General features: G+C 56.6%; 15 protein-coding genes. 1 reads left to right on the top strand and 14 read right to left on the bottom strand.

Annotated elements, in window-relative coordinates; translation table 11 throughout:
* Nucleotides 1–69: 69 nt before the first annotated feature.
* The 11 genes from der to J2X14_RS16420 form a co-directional block, all read right to left on the bottom strand.
* The gene (gene der, locus J2X14_RS16470; protein ID WP_352412261.1) at nucleotides 70–1,563 is read right to left on the bottom strand and encodes a ribosome biogenesis GTPase Der; all 1,494 of its coding nucleotides are present in this window, start codon (nucleotides 1,561–1,563) and stop codon (nucleotides 70–72) included.
* A 171-nt stretch (nucleotides 1,564–1,734) separates the two neighbouring features.
* Complete coding sequence (gene bamB / locus J2X14_RS16465; protein ID WP_352412260.1) at nucleotides 1,735–2,916, bottom strand: outer membrane protein assembly factor BamB; 1,182 nt, start codon at nucleotides 2,914–2,916, stop codon at nucleotides 1,735–1,737.
* A gap of 19 nt (nucleotides 2,917–2,935) precedes the next feature.
* Nucleotides 2,936–3,553, bottom strand: a complete 618-nt coding sequence (locus J2X14_RS16460; protein WP_352412355.1) for a YfgM family protein — start codon at nucleotides 3,551–3,553, stop codon at nucleotides 2,936–2,938.
* Between the two features lie 36 nt (nucleotides 3,554–3,589).
* Nucleotides 3,590–4,864, bottom strand: coding sequence for a histidine--tRNA ligase (hisS, locus tag J2X14_RS16455; protein WP_352412259.1), 1,275 nt, complete (start codon nucleotides 4,862–4,864; stop codon nucleotides 3,590–3,592).
* A 143-nt stretch (nucleotides 4,865–5,007) separates the two neighbouring features.
* A complete protein-coding gene (gene ispG, locus J2X14_RS16450; protein ID WP_352412258.1) occupies nucleotides 5,008–6,129 on the bottom strand; it encodes a flavodoxin-dependent (E)-4-hydroxy-3-methylbut-2-enyl-diphosphate synthase in 1,122 nt (373 codons plus the stop codon).
* 39 nt (nucleotides 6,130–6,168) lie between these two features.
* On the bottom strand, nucleotides 6,169–7,212 hold the full coding sequence (rodZ, locus tag J2X14_RS16445; protein ID WP_352412257.1) for a cytoskeleton protein RodZ: 1,044 nt from the start codon (nucleotides 7,210–7,212) through the stop codon (nucleotides 6,169–6,171).
* The gene (gene pilW, locus J2X14_RS16440; RefSeq protein ID WP_352412256.1) at nucleotides 7,202–7,939 is read right to left on the bottom strand and encodes a type IV pilus biogenesis/stability protein PilW; all 738 of its coding nucleotides are present in this window, start codon (nucleotides 7,937–7,939) and stop codon (nucleotides 7,202–7,204) included. Before pilW ends, rodZ begins: the two co-directional genes overlap by 11 nt.
* A gap of 94 nt (nucleotides 7,940–8,033) precedes the next feature.
* The gene (rlmN, locus tag J2X14_RS16435; RefSeq protein WP_352412255.1) at nucleotides 8,034–9,203 is read right to left on the bottom strand and encodes a dual-specificity RNA methyltransferase RlmN; all 1,170 of its coding nucleotides are present in this window, start codon (nucleotides 9,201–9,203) and stop codon (nucleotides 8,034–8,036) included.
* A 185-nt stretch (nucleotides 9,204–9,388) separates the two neighbouring features.
* Entirely contained in the window at nucleotides 9,389–9,820 is a 432-nt protein-coding gene (gene ndk / locus J2X14_RS16430; RefSeq protein WP_103060076.1) for a nucleoside-diphosphate kinase, read from the bottom strand.
* A 185-nt stretch (nucleotides 9,821–10,005) separates the two neighbouring features.
* Nucleotides 10,006–12,330, bottom strand: coding sequence for a peptidoglycan glycosyltransferase PbpC (gene pbpC, locus J2X14_RS16425; RefSeq protein ID WP_352412254.1), 2,325 nt, complete (start codon nucleotides 12,328–12,330; stop codon nucleotides 10,006–10,008).
* Nucleotides 12,331–12,363: 33 nt separating this feature from the next.
* Nucleotides 12,364–17,331 carry an alpha-2-macroglobulin family protein gene (locus J2X14_RS16420; protein WP_352412253.1) on the bottom strand — a complete coding sequence of 1,656 codons (4,968 nt, stop codon included), beginning with the start codon at nucleotides 17,329–17,331 and terminating at the stop codon, nucleotides 12,364–12,366.
* Nucleotides 17,332–17,650: 319 nt separating this feature from the next.
* On the opposite strand from J2X14_RS16420, the gene sseA reads away from it, so the two are divergent.
* Nucleotides 17,651–18,496 carry a 3-mercaptopyruvate sulfurtransferase gene (gene sseA / locus J2X14_RS16415; RefSeq protein WP_352412252.1) on the top strand — a complete coding sequence of 282 codons (846 nt, stop codon included), beginning with the start codon at nucleotides 17,651–17,653 and terminating at the stop codon, nucleotides 18,494–18,496.
* 159 nt (nucleotides 18,497–18,655) lie between these two features.
* Here sseA and sseB read toward each other — a convergent pair whose 3' ends face one another.
* Genes sseB through iscX form a run of 3 tightly spaced genes read right to left on the bottom strand, consistent with a single transcriptional unit; the run spans nucleotide 18,656 to nucleotide 21,031 of the window.
* Entirely contained in the window at nucleotides 18,656–19,444 is a 789-nt protein-coding gene (sseB, locus tag J2X14_RS16410; RefSeq protein WP_352412251.1) for an enhanced serine sensitivity protein SseB, read from the bottom strand.
* Between the two features lie 49 nt (nucleotides 19,445–19,493).
* On the bottom strand, nucleotides 19,494–20,780 hold the full coding sequence (gene pepB / locus J2X14_RS16405; protein ID WP_352412250.1) for an aminopeptidase PepB: 1,287 nt from the start codon (nucleotides 20,778–20,780) through the stop codon (nucleotides 19,494–19,496).
* Nucleotides 20,781–20,830: 50 nt separating this feature from the next.
* Nucleotides 20,831–21,031, bottom strand: coding sequence for a Fe-S cluster assembly protein IscX (gene iscX / locus J2X14_RS16400; protein WP_085070708.1), 201 nt, complete (start codon nucleotides 21,029–21,031; stop codon nucleotides 20,831–20,833).
* Nucleotides 21,032–21,077 lie beyond the last annotated feature (46 nt).

The following is a 21,077-nucleotide window of genomic DNA, read 5'->3' as shown; positions in this document are numbered from 1 at the left end:
AATCTGGCAAGCAATGCGCGATAAGGAAGAAGACAAAAAAAAGGCCGCGTTTCCGCGGCCTCTGTTCTGTTAACGCTTGTTCTTTTTCAGATGCGATAGCAGGCGTTTACGTTTGCGCTGCTGATTTGGCGTCAGCAGGTTACGCTTACCGGCAAACGGGTTATCGCCCTCTTTAAACTGAATACGGATCGGCGTACCCATCACGTTCAGCGAGCGGCGGAAATAGTTCATCAGGTAACGCTTATAGGAATCAGGCAGATCTTTTACCTGGTTACCATGAATCACCACGATCGGCGGGTTATAACCACCGGCGTGCGCATATTTCAGCTTAACGCGACGTCCACGCACCAGCGGCGGCTGATGATCTTCAGAAGCCATGTTCATAATGCGCGTCAGCATTGAGGTGCCAACGCGGCGCGTAGAACAATCGTAGGCTTCGTTGATGGATTCAAACAGGTTGCCAACGCCGCTGCCGTGCAGCGCTGAGATAAAGTGAACGCGGGCGAAATCGATAAAGCCCAGACGGAAATCGAGCGTCTCTTTCACTTCGTCTCTGACTTCCTGCGACAGGCCATCCCACTTGTTAACCACAATAACCAGCGAGCGCCCACTATTCAGGATAAAGCCGAGCAGCGAGAGATCCTGATCGGAAATCCCCTGATGAGCGTCGATAACCAGCAGCACAACGTTGGCATCTTCAATCGCTTGCAGCGTCTTGATCACCGAAAATTTCTCTACGGTCTCGGTGACTTTGCCGCGTTTACGTACGCCAGCGGTGTCGATCAGAATATATTCACGATCGTCACGTTCCATCGGAATATAGATGCTGTCACGCGTGGTTCCCGGCATGTCATACACCACCACACGGTCTTCGCCGAGGATGCGGTTAGTAAGCGTTGACTTACCAACGTTAGGACGCCCGACAATCGCGATTTTTACCGGCAGGCCGGTTGGGTCGAACTCTTCTTCCTCTTCCGCGTCCGCATCTTCATCGCGCTCTTTCGCCTCTAACGCCGCCCAGTAGGCTTCGTTCTCTTGCTCTTCGGTCAGCGGTTCCGCCGGTGCGGCTACATCCATCCACGGCAGCAGCGCGGTTTCCAGTAGCGTGGTCACGCCACGACCGTGCGATGCGGCGATCGAGTGGATTTCGCCCAGACCCAGCGCATAAAAATCGACAACGGCGCTGTCAGCATCCATCCCGTCGGTTTTGTTCGCGACCAGGAAAGTTGCTTTCTCACGTGAGCGCAGATGTTTGGCAATAGCCTGATCGGCTGGCATCAGGCCAGCACGGGCATCAACCATGAACAACACCACGTCCGCTTCTTCAATCGCCAACAGCGACTGCTCCGCCATGCGGGTTTCCACGCCATCTTCGGTGCCGTCAATACCACCGGTATCAATGACGATAAACTCACGTCCTTCCACCTCGGCGCGCCCGTATTTACGATCGCGCGTCAGTCCGGGGAAATCTGCCACCAGCGCATCGCGGGTGCGCGTTAAACGGTTAAACAGGGTGGATTTGCCCACGTTAGGACGCCCAACCAGCGCGACCACAGGTATCATAAATAAAGCCTCATTACGAAACGAAAAATCAGAAGCCTGAACGGGTTAGTATATACGGTCAGAGCCGCCCCGATCGGGCTGAAGGCGCTAAGGATAACACGCCGTCAAAAAAACGAAACGGCCCCTGTAAAGCCAGGAGCCGTTAATCAGCATTGCGTTCGCCGCCAGGGGTTAACGGGTGATGGAATAAACCTCACCGTTTTTCGCCTGGATCAGCAGCTTATCGCTGGCAACAACCGGTTCAGTCTGCAAACCAGAGCCGTCAACTTTCTGCTGCGCCACAAAGCGTCCGTCGTCGGTATTCAGCCAGTGCAAATATCCTTCGCTGTCGCCAACCACGATGTAACCGTTGTAAAGCACCGGCGAGGTCAGGTTACGGTGCAGCAAATCGCTCTGACGCCAGAGAGTAACGCCGCCGTCGGCGTTAAGCGCCACGATACGGTCATCCTGATCCACCAGGTAGATACGACCCGCATCGACGATGAAATCTTTCACCGAGCCGATTTCACGTTTCCATAAAATCTGACCGGAACGCAGATCCAGCGCCGTCAGGTTGCCGTTATAAGCCAGCGCGTACACCACGCCGTTAACGATCACCGGCGTAGTATCCACGTCGCTCAGACGATCGATCTCGGTTGCGCCGCTCGGCTGAGAAATACGCTGTTGCCAGATAATCTGACCCTGATTCAGGATCACCGCGCTCACGCGGCCATTGTCACCGCCGACGATAGCGCCGCCAAACGCGGTTGCAGGCGCAGACTCGCCGCGCAGCGACAGCGCGGGCATATCCAGGTTAACGGTCCATTTAACTACGCCGCTGCTCTGATCCAGCCCCTGCAACATGCCGTTGCTGGTATGAATCAGCACCAGGCCATCGCTTACTACCGGACGAGAAAGCGCCTCGCCTGCGACTTTCGTCTGCCAGGCCACAGCGCCATCGCTGCTGTTCAGCGCATAAACCTGCGCGCGCTCGCTGCCAATATAGATATGCTCGCCAGCGGCGGTAATGCCGCCCGACAGCAGAGCCGGGGTATTTTTCGCGAAGAAACCGTTATCGCCAGAAAGGTTAACCTTCCATTTTTCTTTACCGTCGGCGGCATCCAGCGCCTTCACGATACCAAAGCGATCGGCAGCATAAACGGTGCCATCCTGCCAGGCGGGATGCAGATTTGAATAAAAATCGCCAATGCCGTTACCGACAGAGGTGCTCCACGCTTCCTGCGGCTCAAACTGGTTTTCTACTTTCGGCAACGGGGCCATTTTCACGACATCTTCTTCGCCGCTAAACAGCGAGCAACCGCTGAGTAAAGTGACTGAAATCAGTCCTGGCAGCAGGTATTTACGTAATTCCATGCGCTCTCTCTTGAATGGCTTAACCTAAGTTATTCATTTTCATCTGCATCATTTCTTTCAGCGCCGGAGACGCCTCGGAATCGATCCCTTTGCTCCAGGCATCACGGGCGCCTTGCTTATCGCCCTTGCTCAGCAGCGCTTCGCCGCGAATATCCGCAACGATAGCCGTCCAGCCTTCGCCTTTAATGCTGTCCAGGGTTTTCAGCGCCTCATCAGCCTGCTTTTGCTGTAGCTGAATACGCGCCAGACGCAGATTCATTACCGCCTGTAGATTGGCGTTCTGCGTGTGTTTTATTCCACTCTGCAACTGCGTGGCCGCTTTTGCCAGCTCATTTTTATCAACGTACTGCTTCGCCAGATCGAGCGAAGCCAGCGCACCGTAAGTATTGCTGTTGTCATTGGCAAATTTAGCTACTGCTTCCAGCGTCTGCGGTTTGTTACCGTCCAGCGCGCTGGTTAGCTGCTGATAATGCGCCGATACCTCGCGTGAGGAGGTATCCTGATGACCGCTCCAGTAACGCCAGCCGGCCAAGGCGCCGATGCCCAGCACCACGCCAACCGCTAATGCTTTGCCGTTATTGGCAAAAAAACGACGGAGCGCGTCCACCTGTTCGTTTTCGTTGCTGTAAACTTCCACGCCATCCTTCTCCTTCACTGTTCCTGCCGTAAGCGCTTATGACAGCAGCGTCACTAACGCCGCTGCGACATCGTTTTGCGCCAGCGTTTGTTGCTCGCCGCTGCGCAGGTCTTTTACCACTACCTGCCCGGCTTTTACTTCATCTTCACCCAGCACCAGCGCAACGCGAGCGCCCCACTTATCGGCACGGGCAAACTGCTTCTTAAAGTTACCGCCGCCGAAGTTGGTCATGAGTTTTAGCTCAGGCGCGCCATCGCGTACCTGCTCAGCCAGCTGCATGGCGGCAGACTGTACGCCCTGGCCTGAAGCGATAACATAGACATCAACAATGCGCGACGGTTCAAAATCGGGGTTTACCGCCTGCACCAGCAGCACCAGCCGCTCCATGCCCATGGCAAAGCCAACGCCCGGCGTGGCACGGCCGCCCAACTGCTCAACCAGGCCATCGTAACGTCCGCCCGCGCAAACCGTACCCTGCGCGCCCAGGCTGGTGGTGACCCACTCAAACACCGTGCGGTTATAGTAATCAAGGCCGCGCACCAGACGCTGGTTGATGTTGTACGCAATGCCAACGCTATCCAGTAAGGCGCACAGGCCGCTGAAATGCTCGCGCGACGCCTCATCCAGATAATCGCCAAGCGTAGGCGCATCGTTTAACAGAACCTGCACCTCTGGATTTTTGCTGTCCAGCACGCGCAGCGGGTTGGTGTACATGCGGCGTTTGCAGTCTTCATCCAGCTTTTCTTTATGCTGTTCCAGAAACGCCACCAGCGCATCACGATAGTTGGCGCGCGCTTCCAGCGAACCGATAGAGTTCAGCTCCAGCGTGACATGCTCGGCAATGCCCAGCGCTTTCCACCAGCGCGCGGTCATCATGATCAGCTCAGCATCGATATCCGGGCCCTGCAGGCCAAATACTTCAGCGCCAATCTGATGGAACTGACGGTAGCGGCCTTTTTGCGGACGCTCGTAGCGGAACATCGGACCCATGTACCACAGACGCTGTTCCTGGTTATAGAGCAACCCATGCTCAATGCCCGCACGCACGCAGCCTGCGGTGCCTTCCGGACGCAGCGTCAGACTTTCGCCGTTGCGATCGTCGAAGGTGTACATCTCTTTCTCCACCACGTCGGTCACTTCACCGATGGCGCGCTTGAACAGCGGCGTATGCTCTACGATCGGCAGGCGGATTTCGCTGTAACCATAGCTGGCCAGCACCTGTTTCAGGATCCCTTCGATACGCTGCCAGACAACGGTGTCAGCCGGCAAATAGTCGTTCATGCCGCGGATGGCCTGGATGTTCTTCGCCACGTCATTTCTCTCTATATGTAAATTACACCAGGCATCGTGCCTGGCCGTTCTGGTAACAAAGCCAGAAACGTAAAACAGAAAAAAACCTGTACGGCATCAGCCGTTCAGGTTCATTCAGCGCGCCACCAGCGTGACGCCGCCCGTTACTTTTCTACCTGCATCACATTAATGCGGCGGGTTTCATCAAGCATGGTCGCTTTGGCGCGAATGCGCGCTTCAAGCTGATCGATCATATCGTCATTATCGAGACGATCGCGCTGACGCACGCCATCTTCGTAAAAGCCGCTTTTCTTATTGCTGCCGGTGACGCCTAAGGTTGAGACCAGCGCTTCGCCTGGGCCATTCACCACGCAGCCGATAATCGACACATCCATCGGCGTAATAATATCTTCCAGCCGCTGCTCCAGCGCATTGACGGTGCCGATAACATCGAACTCCTGGCGGGAACAGGTTGGGCAGGCGATAAAATTAATGCCCCGGGAGCGGATACGCAGTGACTTCAGGATATCGAAGCCAACTTTGACCTCTTCAACCGGATCGGCCGCCAGCGAAATACGCAGCGTATCGCCAATCCCTTCTGACAGCAGCAGCCCCAAACCAATGGCGGATTTAACCGAACCGGCACGCGCTCCGCCCGCCTCGGTAATACCGAGGTGCAAAGGTTGATCGATCTGCTTCGCCAGCAGGCGATAAGATTCAACCGCGAGGAAAACATCGGACGCTTTCACGCTCACCTTAAACTGATCAAAGTTCAGACGGTCAAGGTGATCGACATGACGCATGGCGGACTCAAGCAGCGCCTGAGGCGTCGGTTCGCCATACTTTTCCTGCAGATCTTTTTCCAGCGATCCGGCATTAACGCCGATACGAATAGGGATATTGTGGTCGCGCGCGCAATCCACTACCTGACGGATACGCTCATTGTTGCCGATATTACCTGGGTTAATGCGCAGGCAGTCAACGCCATACTCCGCCACTTTCAGCGCAATACGGTAATCAAAGTGAATATCCGCCACCAGCGGAACATTGACCTGTTGCTTGATAAGTTTAAAGGCTTCCGCTGCGTCCATCGTGGGCACAGAAACCCGAACGATATCAACGCCGACGCGCTCCAGCGCTTTAATTTGTTTAACCGTCGCTTCCACATCCGTGGTACGCGTATTGGTCATGGATTGTACGGCGATAGGCGCGCCGTCACCCACTGGCACCTTGCCGACATAAATACGCGTTGATTTGCGACGGATAATGGGTGCTTCGTTATGCATGTTGTTTCTCCATAATCGCCGCGAAGCAGCGCCCGGGGCTTATTGCGCCCCAAGCGTCAAGCGGGCAACCTGGTTGGTACGAATAAAACGACTTAAATCAACGGGTTGGCCTTGATAATGCACCTGTACCGCTGCCGGTGCGCCAATTTTCAGACGATACGGCGCTGTACCGGAGAGGCTGAGTTTACCACCACTACGCTGCATTCCGCTGAACAGTTTTTTTCCTGCCGCATCGGTCACTTCCAGCCAGCAATCGGCATTAAAATTCAGCACGATAGTATTGGCTTCGGCGGCTGGCGGGCTAACGCTGGCGCTGGCCGTGGGTAAAGCGGAAGCGTTGTTCGCCGCAGGCGCAGAATCGGTTACCGGTGCCTGACTCGGCGACACGACCGCATTGGCATCATTAGCGCTGGTGGTTGCTGCAGGTGCTGCGGCAGCTGGTGCCGTGGTATTCGGTGCAGGCGCGCTGGCGCCTGGCGCCGCGGTGTTAGCCGCAGCGCTGTTGGTGTTATTCGCGTTCTCTAACGGCACGCTGGTGCCCTGATTTTCAGGCTGCGCTGCCGTCTGCGGCGTGCTGTCGATGCTGCCGCTGTCGGTTAACGGAATCGACTGGCTATTGTCGTCGCCGGTACTGCTCTGATCGGAGAGCGACACCAGGTCGTTCTGTGCGGCTTTATGATTCTGCCACCACCAGGCGCCGGTCAACCCCACCACCACAAATACCACCAGCCAGGTGAAAATCATCAGCCAGCCGTCGCGTTTTTTACGCCGTTTGCCCAGCGAGAAGCTCTGCATCGGCTCAACCTTCGCCGCACGCACCGGTGCCTGCTTCGCCATCATCGGCAGCAGTTCCTCTTCAGGCACATGAACCAAACGTGCATACGAACGAATATAACCGCGTAAAAAGGTCGAGGCTAAATCAGCGGGGGCTTTATCCTCTTCAATATCTCGTACAGTGGAAAGTTTCAGGCACAAGCGCTCAGCGACGTTTTGCTGCGTCAGCCCCATCTGCTCACGGGCCGCACGCAGGCGCGTGCCTGTTGAATTTGCTGCTGTTGTATCTTGAGTGGCTTCAGTATTCATTAGCTAGAAAATGCTGGTACTGTATCGATTGTGGAAAATTTTGCGCCAGTTGTTGACCGTAACGTGCTTTATCTACGGTCCGCTGTTCCAGCGCAGCGAAACGAATCTCCAACCACAGGCTTTCTGCTGTCGCAGGCACGCTGTGATGATATACCTCTAACAAAAGCCGCGTTTGCTCAAGCTCATGTTTTTCAAGATGCTTTTTAGCTTCATTCAGCAACGCATCCGCCTTCTGCCGATCGTTCTGCAGCGCCAGGAGCAGCATCTGTCGTGCCAGTGCATACTCTTGCTGCTGCAGCCAGCAATAACCGGCGCGTTCCTGACTATCCGCCCTCGCTACAGCAGAATTTTGCACCGCAGCCAGAGTAAATTGTTGATGCGCCGCATCATACTGCCCTAAACCGCAAAGAAACGCACCGTAATTGTTAAGCGCATAACCATTTTCTGGCGCGTATTTCAGCGCCGTCTGGAAATAACGGTGCGCCGTTGCGCTGTCATTTTCCTGTTGATAAAGACGCGCCATCGCCAGCAGAACCCGATAATCTTTTGGCGCGTCCTGTAACGCTCGCTCCAGATTGCGGCGTGCCGCGGGCAGCGTTCCCTGCGACAGATAAATTAGCCCAAGCTGCAGGCGAATCTGCGCGCTGGCGCTGGGTTGTTTTGGTGCGCTGCAGCCCGCCAGCATAAATACCGCTAATACCATCAGGCATCGTAATCCTTTACGCATACCGCCTCCCTGTGACCTGAAGTCTGGTATGTTACGCCAAACTCAGCAAGGCAGGCAGCCTGTAACGCCTGAAAAAAACTTTACTTGTTTGGTTTCAGAGCGCCTTCACAGATATTTGTTCACCGGCCATCTTTTTGCGCAGCGTACGCTTGGTGCGGTCAATAACATCGCCCGCCAGCTGTCCACAGGCGGCATCAATATCGTCGCCACGCGTTTTACGTACGATGGTGGTAAAACCATAGCTCATCAGCACCTTGGAAAAGCGATCGACGCGGCTGTTTGAACTGCGGCCATAAGGCGCGCCCGGGAAGGGGTTCCATGGGATCAGGTTGATCTTGCATGGGGTATCCTTCAGCAGCTCGGCCAGCTCATGCGCGTTGTCGGTGCTGTCGTTGATATGATCCAGCATGACATATTCAATCGTAACGCGGCCCTGATTAGCATTAGATTTTTCCAGGTAACGGCGTACCGCGCTCAGGAACGTTTCGATATTATATTTTTTGTTGATCGGTACGATTTCGTCGCGAATGGTATCGTTCGGCGCATGCAGGGAGATTGCCAGCGCAACGTCGATGACGTCGCCCAGTTTATCCAGCGCAGGGACGACGCCAGAAGTAGAGAGCGTGACGCGGCGTTTTGACAGACCAAAACCGAAATCATCCAGCATGATTTCCATCGCCGGAACGACATTATTCAGGTTCAACAGCGGCTCGCCCATGCCCATCATTACCACATTGGTAATGGGACGCTGGCCGGTGACTCTCGCCGCGCCAATAATTTTAGCGGCGCGCCACACCTGGCCAATAATTTCAGAAACGCGCAGATTGCGGTTAAAACCTTGCTGCGCGGTTGAGCAGAATTTACACTCCAGCGCACAGCCTACCTGGGAAGAAACGCACAGCGTAGCGCGGTCGTCCTCCGGAATATAAACCGTTTCCACCAGCTGATCGCCAACGCGAATTGCCCATTTAATCGTGCCATCGGCAGAACGTTTTTCTTCGGCAACTTCCGGCGCGCGGATTTCGGTAAGCTGCTTGAGCTTGTTGCGCAGCACCTTATTGATGTCGGTCATTTCATCGAAATCATCACAGCAGTAGTGATACATCCATTTCATAACCTGATCGGCGCGGAAAGGTTTCTCGCCGAGAGAAAGGAAAAATTCACGCATCTGCTGGCGATTAAGATCGAGCAGATTGATTTTTTCGTTTTTTGGGGAAACAACAACGGGAGATGCGGACGACGGCGTCACAATGTGTTCGGACATAATTTTCTCTGGCCTCGTTATTACACGTTATGGCCCTGGTTAGGGATAAAAAAAGAAGCGCCCTCGCTGAGTAAACTCATGAGGGCGCATTATTGTACAAATAACTATAGCGCGAAGCTATTGCATGACCGGTGAACCTGACAATTAATTTGTAACTGTCATTGTGCGGTCAGGCGCATCCGTTATTAACGGGTGCGCGGGCAAATCTCGTTTTCACCGAAGAAGAACGCGATTTCACGAGCCGCAGACTCTTGAGAGTCAGAACCGTGAGTCGCGTTTTCGGTGAAGCTGTCAGCGTAATCTGCACGCAGCGTACCAGCCAGCGCGTTGGCCGGGTTGGTTGCGCCCATCAGATCGCGGTGACGCTGAACGGCGTTTTCGCCTTCCAGTACGGAAACAACGATCGGGCCGGAGGTCATGAACTCAACCAGACCGTCGAAGAAAGGTTTGCCTTTATGCTCAGCATAAAAACCTTCCGCCTGCTCCTTGGTCAGGTGCAGCATTTTTGCAGCAACAATTTTGAAACCTGCGGCTTCGAAACGGTTATAAATTGCACCAATTACGTTTTTTGCCACCGCGTTCGGTTTTACGATGGAAAAGGTACGTTCTACTGTCATTTTGACCTCTGTCTTAACTTCCAGGTTAAGCCGGTTGTGAATATATTGATACCGGCCTGTGAAAACGGCGCCGATTATAGGGGCGCAGAGCCAGCTTGCCTATCTTAGATTCAGCAATTTAGCGAAAAAGTCTGATCCTTCTCGCATTGCTGCTTCATTAATACTCATTCTGACCCTACCGTAATTTATTCCACGGTGAAAGATGCGGCGGCGACCTGGCCGGCATTATCCAGCACGCTGAGCTGGTAGCGCCCGGCACGATGAAAAACCAACCGCTGTGTCAGCCCGCCGTCGGCAGCGCTCAGCACCTCGCCATCCAGAAACCACCAGCGCGCCTCCCCTTTACCTCCCTGCGCCGTTACGCTAAGCGATAATTCAGATTTTCCCGGCAGGCGATGCAAAATCTGTCCATCCCGTATGCCGGTTAGCAGCAGCGGTGGCGCGTTGCTTTCCATCGCTGGCGGACAAAGCGCCGAAACCGGCGGCAAACGCTGTGCGCGCCGCTCGCCGGGCTGTAGCCATGGCTCCAGCGGCACCGGCCATAACGCTACCCGCTGTGATGTTGCGCCGTCGCAATCTGCGGCCACCCGCTCCCCTTGCGCATTGAGCCAAACGGTTTGCTGCAGGCCGAACATCCCTTCCTGCCCATCAGCAAGCAACGTGGGTGGCGTGGTGCCGTTCAAAACCCAGCTTTGTCGGCGCTGGCGACAGTTGCTGTCGCCCGCAGGCAACGGCTGCCCGCCCGGCCAGCATAACGTTAACGCGTTTACGCTGGCGGGACGCGGATCGGCAGGCAGCATATTCCCACGCAGCTGCGGCGACGCCATCAGCAGATGATGCAATTGATTAAGCACCGGCGTCGCGCTGGCCGCTCCGTACTGCCCTGCCACCGGCGTACCATCGGGACGCCCGACCCACACACCAATCAGATAACGCGCATCAATCCCGATAGCCCAGGCATCGCGATAGCCATAGCTGGTGCCAGTTTTCCAGGCCAGCGGCACCACCGCAGGCAACGCGGCGTCAGGCTGAGGCTGCGCTTCCCCCGCCAGAATGCGCCTTACAATCCATGCCGCGCCGGGCGACAGCAGAGGCCGTTCGACTAACGGATCTTGCGCCAGCAAACGCAGGCGGGCCGCCTGACCGTGCCGGGCGAAAGCGCTGTATGCCGCCACAATCTCATCCATGCGTGCGCCCGTGCCACCAAGGATCAGCGCCAGGTTAGGCTCCGCCGCAGCGGGAAAACGCAGGGTCAGCCCGGCATTACGCAGCGCCGCAGTTAAACGTTTCGGACCGTAGGCCTCCAGCAGCTGCACCGCCGGTAGATTTAGCGAACGCACCAGCGCTTCGCTGGCGCTTACCGGACCATGAAAACCCGTATCAAAGTTGCCGGGCCGATAATCGCCAAAGCGGCGCGGCACGTCCTGTAGCAATGACTCAGCGGCAATCAGTCCATCATCTAACGCCAGCCCGTACAAAAAGGGCTTCAGCACCGATCCCGGCGATCGCACGCTGCCGATCATATCGACATGGCCAAAGCGGCTGTCATCATCAAGATCGACCGAGCCCATCCAGGCACGAACCTGCATGGTGGTATGATCCACCACCAGCACCGCCATTGATGTACGCGGCGGCAAGGATCCTTTCCAGCCCTGCGCTAACGCTTCGATCTGACGTTGTAGCGAGGCGTTAATCGTGGTGGTGATTTTGCTCTGCTTTGAGAGCGACAGCACGCGCCGCGCCAGCAACGGCGCCAGCTGCGGCATCTGCCGCGGCGCCAGCCAAACCGGCTCCTGCAATATTTCATTAACGGCGGCGCGCGGCCAGACGCCATAATCCGCCAGTCGCAACAATACTTTATCGCGAGCTGCCTGCGCCCGCTCTGGCCAGCGGTCCGGCCGTAAACGGCTCGGCGCCTGCGGCAATACTGCCAGCAGCGCCGCTTCGCCGCGCGTAAGCTGCGCGGGCGGCTTGCCCAACCAGCTCCAGCTGGCGGCGCCCACGCCTTCCAGCGTTCCGCCAAAGGGTGCGCGGTTCAGATAGAGCGTTAATATCTCTCGCTTGGAGAGATGCCATTCCAGCTGCAATGCACGCCAGGCCTGATGCAGCTTGCCGATAAAGGTTCGCGGCTGCGGATCGATGAGGCGCGCGACCTGCATGGTAAGGGTACTGCCGCCAGAGATAATTTCTCCGCCGCGTAAATCCTGCCAGGCCGCGCGCAGCAGCGCTAAAGTATTGATGCCGGGATGATGCCAGAACCAGCGATCTTCATATGTTAGCAATGCCTGCAGATACCAGGGCGAGACCTCTTCCGGCGTTACCGGATAACGCCAAATGCCATTCTTATCTGCAAAGCGCCAGAGCGGCGTGCCATCTTCCGCGACCACGACGCGCGCCGGTGTAACCTGCCGCAACGGTAAAGGAAATAAGCGATCCGCCAGCCACAGCAGAGCCAACAGAATAAGTAAGCTCAACAGCAAAACTCTTACGTAACGTACAAAAGGTTTCATAAAAATAACGCCCGGTTTTAGCCGGGCGCTCAGTTAGCGAACCGTCAGACGCGTCGGCGTCTCGCCGATTGCTCGCCATTGCGGAACATACATTGATTCCACCTGCGGTGCCGGAACCTGATAGCTGCCTGGCGTAACCGCGCGCGCTAAATAGAGCAGTTCGGCGGGCCGGTAGCTATCGACATCAATGGCGGCAACAAAACGATCGTCCCGGAACTCCATATGCTTGATGCTGACCTGCTGCATATCATTCAACAGCTCCTGCACGTTCGCCGCACTTTCGCCCAGGCTGGCGCTGGCGTTAGCAAGGTTTTGATTCTCCAGTTCCAGCCCAGCGGGAAGCAGATCGGTAACCAGCGCGTCCGGTACGCGATCGGTAGCGGTAACGGTGAGATGCACCAGCATCAGCTGTCCGCTCTTCAGGCCAGCCAAAGAGAGAGGATGGCCGTTAAGATCGAGATATTCACGGCGCACCGCCAGCTTATGGCTGGAGGCTGGCGGCGGCGTCTGCGGATAACCCACCACATCGAGCCGGCCATAGACCGGCGCTTGCCCAGGATTGTTAACCGTGATGCCAGCGGCAAGCTGAGGCTCGCTTAGCGGCAGGATATGGGTTTTGTTACCGCTTAGCGGCTGCGCCTGCCCGCTAAGGCTGACCTGCCACGTCGCGCTTTCATCCTGTTCCAGCGAATGTCCGGCAAGAAACAGCGCGTTATTTTCCTGCGTTGACAGCCACTGTTTGCCATTCAGCTGCTGTGCCAGGGCAATGATTAATTTGTCCTGTGTTTCCGGCAGCAGCTGATATTCACGCAGTAACGTCAGGATTTGCGCGCTGTCGCGCAATGGACTGCCATAATCCTCCAACCAGTAAAGCTGCGCGGGTCGCTCGCTGTTGACGCCCTGCTTCAGCAGCGTATTGGCTCGCGGCGTGTCGCCCATCAGTTTTAGCGCAATGCCCAGCTGCACCTGCGCCAGGCCCGATTTAGCCTGCGCGCGCTGTTCATATAGCGCACGCAAGGCACCCAGTGGCGCTTTTTGCTGACGCGCCAGCACCAGCGCGGCGTAAGCCTGTACGTTGAAACGCGTCGCGGCGGCGTCGGTGCTGTAATAGACCTCAATCTGGCTGCCATCCTGCAGATAGCGCAGCAGGCGCTGATTGCCTTTATCCAGCACCGCCTTATCGAGGCTATAACCCTGCTCGCCTGCACGCGTCAGGAAATCCATCGCATAGGCGGTAAGCCAGAACTCTTCAGCGCTCTCTTTCCCCCACAAGCCAAAGCCGCCGTTATAGCGCTGCATCTGAATGATACGCGCGATACCGGTATCAATTGCCGCCCGCCGTTCGCTATCGCTACCGCTTTTGATCCCCAGCGCCGTCAACTGAGCATGGTTGGTATAAAGCGAAGGCCACAGGCCGCTGATGGTTTGCTCCAGACAACCGTAAGGCCAGGCGTAAAGCTCACTGATATAACGCGCAATATTTAGCGGCGGACGACCACTCAGCGCCAGCTGGCTCTGTATCGTTGCAGGCACCAGTCCGCTGAACATTTCCGCAGGCATCTGCCACGGCATATCCGGGCGCACAACGCCGTTAAAGCTGCGCGTCTGGGCAGGCCAGGCGGGCCGCACGCCTACCGTCCAGTGGCCTTTACCCGGCGCTACGGTTTCGCCGGGGATCTCGACACCGGTAATCAGCGCATCAATGCTGCCTTCGCCATAGCCCATCGCGGCGCTGACCGGCACATAAAGCGTGGTGCGCTGGCCCGGCTGCAACCTCACCTGACGCGATGAGGTGTCCTCCAGCGTCACAAGCCCGTTGGCCTGCAGGCTGACCATAAGCGTTTGCGGCTTCTCGGTCAGGTTAGTGATATCCAGCGCCAGACGGCTGCTGTCACCGCCCGCCAGAAAACGCGGCGTTGCCAACTGGGTGATTAACGGCGCGGCGACAATCACTTTGCTTTCGCTCTGACCGAAGCGATCGTCGCTCCATGCCTGAGCCATCAACCGCATTTCGCCATTAAATTCCGGTATCGGCAGGGTGAGCGTGCCTTCGCCATTGGCATCCAGCGTCACCGGCTGTAGCTGCGTTGCCAGAATGTTGACGTGGTTAACCGGCGGCTGCCCGCCGCGCGTTAACGGATCGCCCTCATCGCCATCCCCACCGAAGCGCAATGCGGCCAGCCTGCCCTGCCCTTCGATCAGCTGTCCATAGACATCATACTGATCGGCGTTATAGCGCTTACGCCCAAAGAAGGCGGCCCAGGGGTCGGGGGTTTTATAATCCGTGATGCTTAACACGCCGCTATCAACCGCAGAGAGCAGCACATTTATCTGTTTCGGCAGATCGCCGCCTGCGCTTGATGCTTTCACTTCCACCGTAAGGTTTTGGTTCGGGCGAATTTTTTGCGGCGACGACAGCGTCAGGTTTAGTCGACGTGCTTCATCCTGCATGGGTAAATGTAAAATTCCCACGGCACGTTTTGGCGTAGTGCCCTGCGCTTTATCGCCGGGACGGATAACCAACGCGCTGAAGTAAAGATCGTGACGATGCCACGCTTTATCGATGGGCACCGCCACCGTTGTTCCTTCAGCAGGTACATCAATCGTTTGCCACCAGAGCGGGCCGTTGCTCGACTCCACCAGCAAATAACCTTTGCCTGCGGCAGGCGCTTCTATCTGCACCATTGCCCGCTCGCCGGGCTGATAGTTGGCTTTATCCAGCTTCAGCTTCACCTGATCGGGCCGCACCGCACCGGTGCCGTCGGTATTATCCTGCCAGCTATAGCCCGCCCAAAAGCGTATGCTGCTGCGCAGATCGCTGTCGGGCGCTATCGCCTCAATACGATACGAACCCCACTCCACCGGGAAAGCGACTCTGGCTTCTCCCTGTTGATTAAGCGTTATCTGGCGCGTCTCCTCCACCAGATCTTTTTGATCGAAACGTGATTGCCAACCCTCGCCTTCAGCAAAGCTCCAGTAATAGTCACGCCGTTCGCGAATCAGCCGCACCTCAACCTGGCGGTCGGTGATTTTCTCACCGCGAGCATTCGCCAGCACAATACTGAACTCTGCGCTGCTGTTCTCTTCCACTACCGGCTGTGAAAGCGTGGTGTCGTTGCGATAATCGTATATCTCTTTACTGGCGAATAACGGGCGAATGCCCGGCAACACCTCGGCAGGCCAGATAGCCTGACTGACGCGTCGCGTTACCGGACGTCCACCGCTCTCCAACAGGCTCGCCTGCAGAATGAGTCGGGCAGGCGAATGTATTTCTTGCCAGGAAGTGGGCGCAGTAACGGACGTTTCCCCTTGCTTATCCAGCGTCAGGTCAATTTCATCCAGATTACGTTTTAGCCCCTGCTCGTTGATATCGCCAAACTGATAGCCGGGTAAGGTTTTCACTGCCTCGCGATCGGGACGTAAAAACAGCTGCCCCTGCAGTCGATTGCCCGTGGCGGGCGCGCCGTACAGATAGCGTCCGCTGGCGTGAAAACTTACCTCGCTCTCTGGCGAAACAGGCTGCTCGCCAGCCGTCAGGTTAAGCGCCATACGCTCCGGCATAAAATCTTCGACATTGAACGGCCACTGACGCGAGCGGCCATCGCCCACATCCACGCGCAGCATCCAACGTCCGGTCGGCGCATCTTTCGCCAGAGGGTAACGCAGCTGCCACAGCCCGTTTTCCGGCTGCCAGGTCAGCGTACGCGCCGTATCACCGTCCGGCTTCACAATATCCAGTTTCACCGGCTGCGGCGGTAACGGCTTTCCATCCGCATCACGCAGCAGCGCGTTGGCAATCAGCGTCTCGCCGGGGCGATAAAGATCGCGTGGGCCAAAAATAAACAGTTGTTTGTCATACCCTTCCGGGCCAGCAACGGCAAACTCCGCCAGATCCAGCGCCGGACGACTAAGATCGAGCAGCGTGGTTTGATCGTTTTTTGTCGCCAGGATCAATTTTGCTTTGCTCTGCCAGGGCAGCGCCGCATGCCCCTGGGTATCCGTGTTCGCCTGGCTTAACGTATGCCCTTTTTCATCCAGCATGGTCAGCGTCACGCCATCCAGTGCCGCGCCATCTTCCAGTCGCTGGCTAAACAGATCTACCTGCTGTGGGAACTGATGGAGCGAGAGACCAATATCGCTGAGCGTAAACAGCGTGGCGGCATTGTTATAGTTATAGGTTCCCGCCTGCTTCATGACGGCCAGATAGACGCCCGGCTGCGCCAGCGGTTTGATATCGCTCAGCGGCAGCTGGAATTGTTCGCGGGTATTGCGCGCCGGATTAAGATCGAAGCGGCCGGTATAGACCAGATCCGCCTTTTGCAGCAGCGACTCGGACTGCCAGGTTTGCAGGCTGCTGCCATACTGCCAGTCGGCGATAAAGGCAGGTAGAGAGGCATTTTTAATACGAAAGAAATCGACATCCACCTGCTTAACGTTAAGCGCCATTACCGGCAGCCCGGTCGTGATGCGCGTCGGCAGCAGCGAGCCACGGCTGGCGAAGCCCACCATGGGTTGTATATCGCGCGTGGTCAGCGCCTGTTCCGTGCTGGTTTCCAGCACAGCGCCATTCGCGGCTTTGATCCCGCTATCGATGCGTACTTTCAGTTCTCTTGCCGGTTCCAGATGACGGAAACGCAGCTCTTTTCGGTTAGGTGAAAGTTCCCAGCCGCCCTCTAAAGCGCCGCTTTTGCTGTCTGTCACATGCGCATATTGGTTAACGTTCTGCTGCTCATCCAGAGAAACGGAAAAGGTGGCAACCAGCGTGCTGGCGCCGTCGAGCTGCACTTCGGAAACATCGATAACCCGCAGCGGCTTGCCCTGCTCGCGCGCCTGCTGAGCGGCCCGCTGCTCTGCGCTGAGGCCCGGCGCGCGGTTGTTAACCGCCGCCGGTTGGCTGGCAGCTGTTTTTGGCGGCGCGTCCTGCTGGTTATCATCACAGCCGCTCAACAGCATCAGCGACAGCAGCCAGGCGGCGCCTGCTTTATACCTTAACCCGGACATAGTTACTCCATGGCAAAAGTGCCTTGTAAAATCAGAGCGGCATTATCGCCTGAACCGCGGGAAAAATTAACAGCCCTAATTAATTTCCTTCGGGGCACGTTATTGCGCTGCTGCTAAATTTTGGCAAGCGCTTATCACGGTGAAAGGTGGTTATTGCTGTGAGCGCCGCAAAATAAATGCAAATTCCAAACAGGCCGTTGCGCTTTTTGCGGCCGCTTTTCCGAATCTGTAATCAGGGCCGCAGCATCAAAGATTAGGTCTTGAGCTGGCGTGCGAGATCGTCGACACTCACTGCACATCAATGAATATTGAGGTTGTTATGACATCCGCTCTCTTTGTAACCGCACAGTGGTTAGCCGAACATCAAAACGATGCCGATTTGCAGATTATCGACGCGCGCATGGCCCCAGCCGGACAGGAACATCTGCGCGATATGCAGGCTGAATACGCAGCAGGCCATCTGCCCAATGCGCCTTTTTTTGATATTGAGCGGCTTTCCGATCGCAACAGTCCTTATCCGCATATGATGCCGCGCGCGGAAACCTTTGCGGTGGCGATGCGTGAGCTGGGCGTCGACAGTGGAAAACATCTGGTGGTGTATGACGAAGGCAATCTGTTTTCGGCTCCGCGCGCCTGGTGGATGCTGCGCGCGTTCGGCGTTGAGCGGGTTTCCCTGCTGGCGGGCGGCCTTGCGGGCTGGAAACAGGCGGGCTACGCGCTGCAAACCGGTGACGTCGCGCTGCCGGAGGCGGAATTTGACGCACATTACGATCAGCAATGGGTAACAAGCGTAACCGATGTGCTGTTAATCAGCCATGAAGGCTCCGCGCAGATCATTGATGCGCGTCCGGCCAATCGCTTTGCGGGCGAAGTGGACGAGCCGCGTCCGGGCCTGCGGCGCGGGCATATTCCCGGCAGCCTGAATGTGCCGTGGGGCGAGCTGGTGGTTAACGGTCAACTTAAGCCGGACGCGGAGCTGCGCGCCATTTTTCAGCGTCAGGGCGTGGACTTAACTAAACCTATCGTTGCCAGCTGCGGCTCTGGCGTTACGGCGGTGGTGGCTATTCTGGCGTTAACGGCGCTCGGCATCAAAGAGGTGCAGCTTTATGATGGCTCATGGAGCGAATGGGGCAGCCGTGACGATTTACCCATCGCCACCGCGTAGCTGACAGTTTGCCTGGGGCGGGTCGCTACCTCGCCAGGCAATGCCGCTATAAGGCGCGATCTCAGCAGCCTGAAGCCAGTAAAAAAGGGTCGGCAGGCGACCCTTTAATCATTCAGCGGCTTTGCATTATTTCCGCACCGGCGCCTGAGTGAAGCCAGCTTAAATAATACGCTGTCCGCCTTTGAACTCACGCAGGAAGCTTCCCCAGCGGCGCTCATAAAACGGCGTGATATGTGCGATAAAAAAGTGGCTGATGCCCTTTTCGCCTTCAACGATTTGGCAAATATCGACCGGCTCATCTTCCAGCAGCGTATCGGTCGCTACCGCACCGACGGCGCGAATGATCTTATCAATATCGTCATCCGCCTCGATGGCAATCAGCAGATTGGGCCGATCGTCCGCCTGCTCTTTGATATGCGCAACAAATGCCCGACGCACCTGCTTATATTTGCTTAGCAGCTGAGTCAGAGAATCGATCATCTGTGCGGGCGGCTCGGCAATGTCAGATAACAGCAGCGGCGTACCGCCCTCCAGCACCGTTTGCTGGCTTAACGCATCGCCTTCTTCGCCCAGCAGATGAGCAATTTCGCGCGGAGAAAACTCTTTGCCCGTCGGCAGTTTCGGATTCAGGAACAGCACTTCGCCCTGCGTCATCTCAAACAGCGTGCGGACCGGCAACATCACGTAAGGCTGTTCGCCTTCCGTCGCTTCCGCCATCGCCGCTTCAGAGGTGAAAAAAGGAATAACGCTGGTACCATCTTCCTTTTCCCAGTGCTGTAGCTCGACCGGCGTGTTGGCGTCCAGCTGTTCGCTGCTGCTGCTGCCCGGCACCCAGACGCTGGCTTCCATCAGCAGAGTAAAAAATTCCGGCCGATGCGCAGGCTCGGTTGCCGCCAGCTCCAGCACTTTTTCCAGGCGTGCGTTCGCGTTTGTTTCCATGTCATTCATGCTCTTCTGTCTTGTTTAACGGGGCCAGGATTTCCCTGGCCCCAGGCGCTTATTTCAGCAGCAGATTGGCGAGGGTGCGCACGCCAAGCCCGGTCGCGCCAGCCGACCACTGCTCAACCGCGCCTTTGCGATAGGTCGCGGAGCAGTCAATATGCAACCAGCCCTGCTGATAGTTGCTGACAAAGTGCGACAGAAACGCCGCCGCAGTGCTGGCACCGGCGGTATGCGCCGCACCGGCAATATTGTTCAGATCGGCAAAGTTGGATGACAGATGCGTACGATGGAACTCGGCCAGCGGCAGACGCCAGAACGCCTCGTTTTCGCTGGCGGCGCTGCTCAACAGCGCCTGCGCCAGCGCATCGTCGAAGGTGAACAGCGCATGATAATCGTTGCCCAGCGCGGTTTTGGCGGCACCGGTCAGCGTAGCGGCATCAATCAGCAGTTCCGGCTGCTGCTGGCTGGCGTCGATCAGGCCATCCGCCAACACCAGACGCCCTTCGGCATCGGTGTTCATCACCTCAACGGTTTTGCCGTTGCGATAACGAATAATATCGCCCAGACGGAAAGCGTTGCCGCTGACCATGTTGTCTGCACAGCAGAGATAGAGTTTGACGCGTTTTTTCAGGCCGCGCGCAATTGCCAGCCCTAACGCGCCGGTCACGGTGGCCGCACCGCCCATATCGGATTTCATGGAGTCCATAAAGGCGCTTTGCTTCAGGCTGTATCCGCCGGTATCAAAGGTAATGCCTTTGCCTACCAGGCAGGCGTAAACCGGGGTGTTTTCATCACCGCCCGGGTTATAGTCCAGCGCCAGCAGCACCGGGCTGCGCGACGAGCCACGCCCCACGGTATGCAGCCCCATATAGTTCTGCTCGCGCAGATCTTCGCCTTTGGTAATGCGGTAGCTCACTGCATCGCCCGCGTATTTGCTGATCAGATCAACCGCACGTCGCGCCAGCTGCTCCGGTCCCAGCTCCTCGGCCGGTTGGTTAATAACATTACGCACCCAGTCGATGATGTTCAGGCGACGATCCAGCTCTTCGCGATCGCCGTCGCTGAGCGACGCCCACTCGACGCTGCGCTCGCCTTTCGGTCCGCGATAGCCCTGCCAAAAAGCCCAGCTTTTTTCCAGATCCCAGCCGTCGCCGCTTAACGCGACGCGACGAATGCCCTGTCCGTCAATCTTACGCGCCGCACGCTGAATCGTTGCCAGCGCATCGCCACCGGTCAGGTGGATAGTCATCCCGTCTTCATTGCTGCTGAGGATCGCTTTTTCGCCCCAGCGCGCATCCGCTGCCGTGTTCGACAGCGCAATATTCATCTTTTCAGTCGTCATTGATTGTGTCCCTTTATATTTTTCTGAAACGAGAATGGAAGCTGCCGGAGTTACTCGAATTCATCCAGCCAAACCAGCAGTATCGCTTCAAGAATTTTCTCACTGGATGCATCAGGATTATCATCAAACCCTTCCAGCTGACAAATCCATTGATGCATATCGGTGAAGCGTACCGTTTTTGGATCGGTATCCGGATAAGCATCGTATAAGGCTTCGCCGATTTCACGGCTGTCAGTCCATTTTAGACCCACAATTACTCCTTAGAAGAAAACGGGCCGGTTTTCAGGCCGGCCCGCT

It is taken from the genome of Mixta sp. BE291, assembly GCF_031457955.1.
Classification (GTDB): domain Bacteria; phylum Pseudomonadota; class Gammaproteobacteria; order Enterobacterales; family Enterobacteriaceae; genus Mixta.
The sequence above is the reverse complement of the archived record's forward strand: the minus strand, read 5'-3'. Positions and strand labels throughout refer to the sequence as shown.

Excerpts from the sequence above, each read along its gene's own strand:
- der (WP_352412261.1), bottom strand. The coding sequence starts at position 1,563 with ATGATACCTGTGGTCGCGCTGGTTGGGCGTCCTAACGTGGGCAAATCC.
- bamB (WP_352412260.1), bottom strand. The coding sequence starts at position 2,916 with ATGGAATTACGTAAATACCTGCTGCCAGGACTGATTTCAGTCACTTTA.
- ispG (WP_352412258.1), bottom strand. The coding sequence starts at position 6,129 with ATGCATAACGAAGCACCCATTATCCGTCGCAAATCAACGCGTATTTAT.
- rodZ (WP_352412257.1), bottom strand. The coding sequence starts at position 7,212 with ATGAATACTGAAGCCACTCAAGATACAACAGCAGCAAATTCAACAGGC.
- pilW (WP_352412256.1), bottom strand. The coding sequence starts at position 7,939 with ATGCGTAAAGGATTACGATGCCTGATGGTATTAGCGGTATTTATGCTG.
- rlmN (WP_352412255.1), bottom strand. The coding sequence starts at position 9,203 with ATGTCCGAACACATTGTGACGCCGTCGTCCGCATCTCCCGTTGTTGTT.
- ndk (WP_103060076.1), bottom strand. The coding sequence starts at position 9,820 with ATGACAGTAGAACGTACCTTTTCCATCGTAAAACCGAACGCGGTGGCA.
- pbpC (WP_352412254.1), bottom strand. The coding sequence starts at position 12,330 with ATGAAACCTTTTGTACGTTACGTAAGAGTTTTGCTGTTGAGCTTACTT.
- J2X14_RS16420 (WP_352412253.1), bottom strand. The coding sequence starts at position 17,331 with ATGTCCGGGTTAAGGTATAAAGCAGGCGCCGCCTGGCTGCTGTCGCTG.
- sseA (WP_352412252.1), top strand. The coding sequence starts at position 17,651 with ATGACATCCGCTCTCTTTGTAACCGCACAGTGGTTAGCCGAACATCAA.
- sseB (WP_352412251.1), bottom strand. The coding sequence starts at position 19,444 with ATGAATGACATGGAAACAAACGCGAACGCACGCCTGGAAAAAGTGCTG.
- pepB (WP_352412250.1), bottom strand. The coding sequence starts at position 20,780 with ATGACGACTGAAAAGATGAATATTGCGCTGTCGAACACGGCAGCGGAT.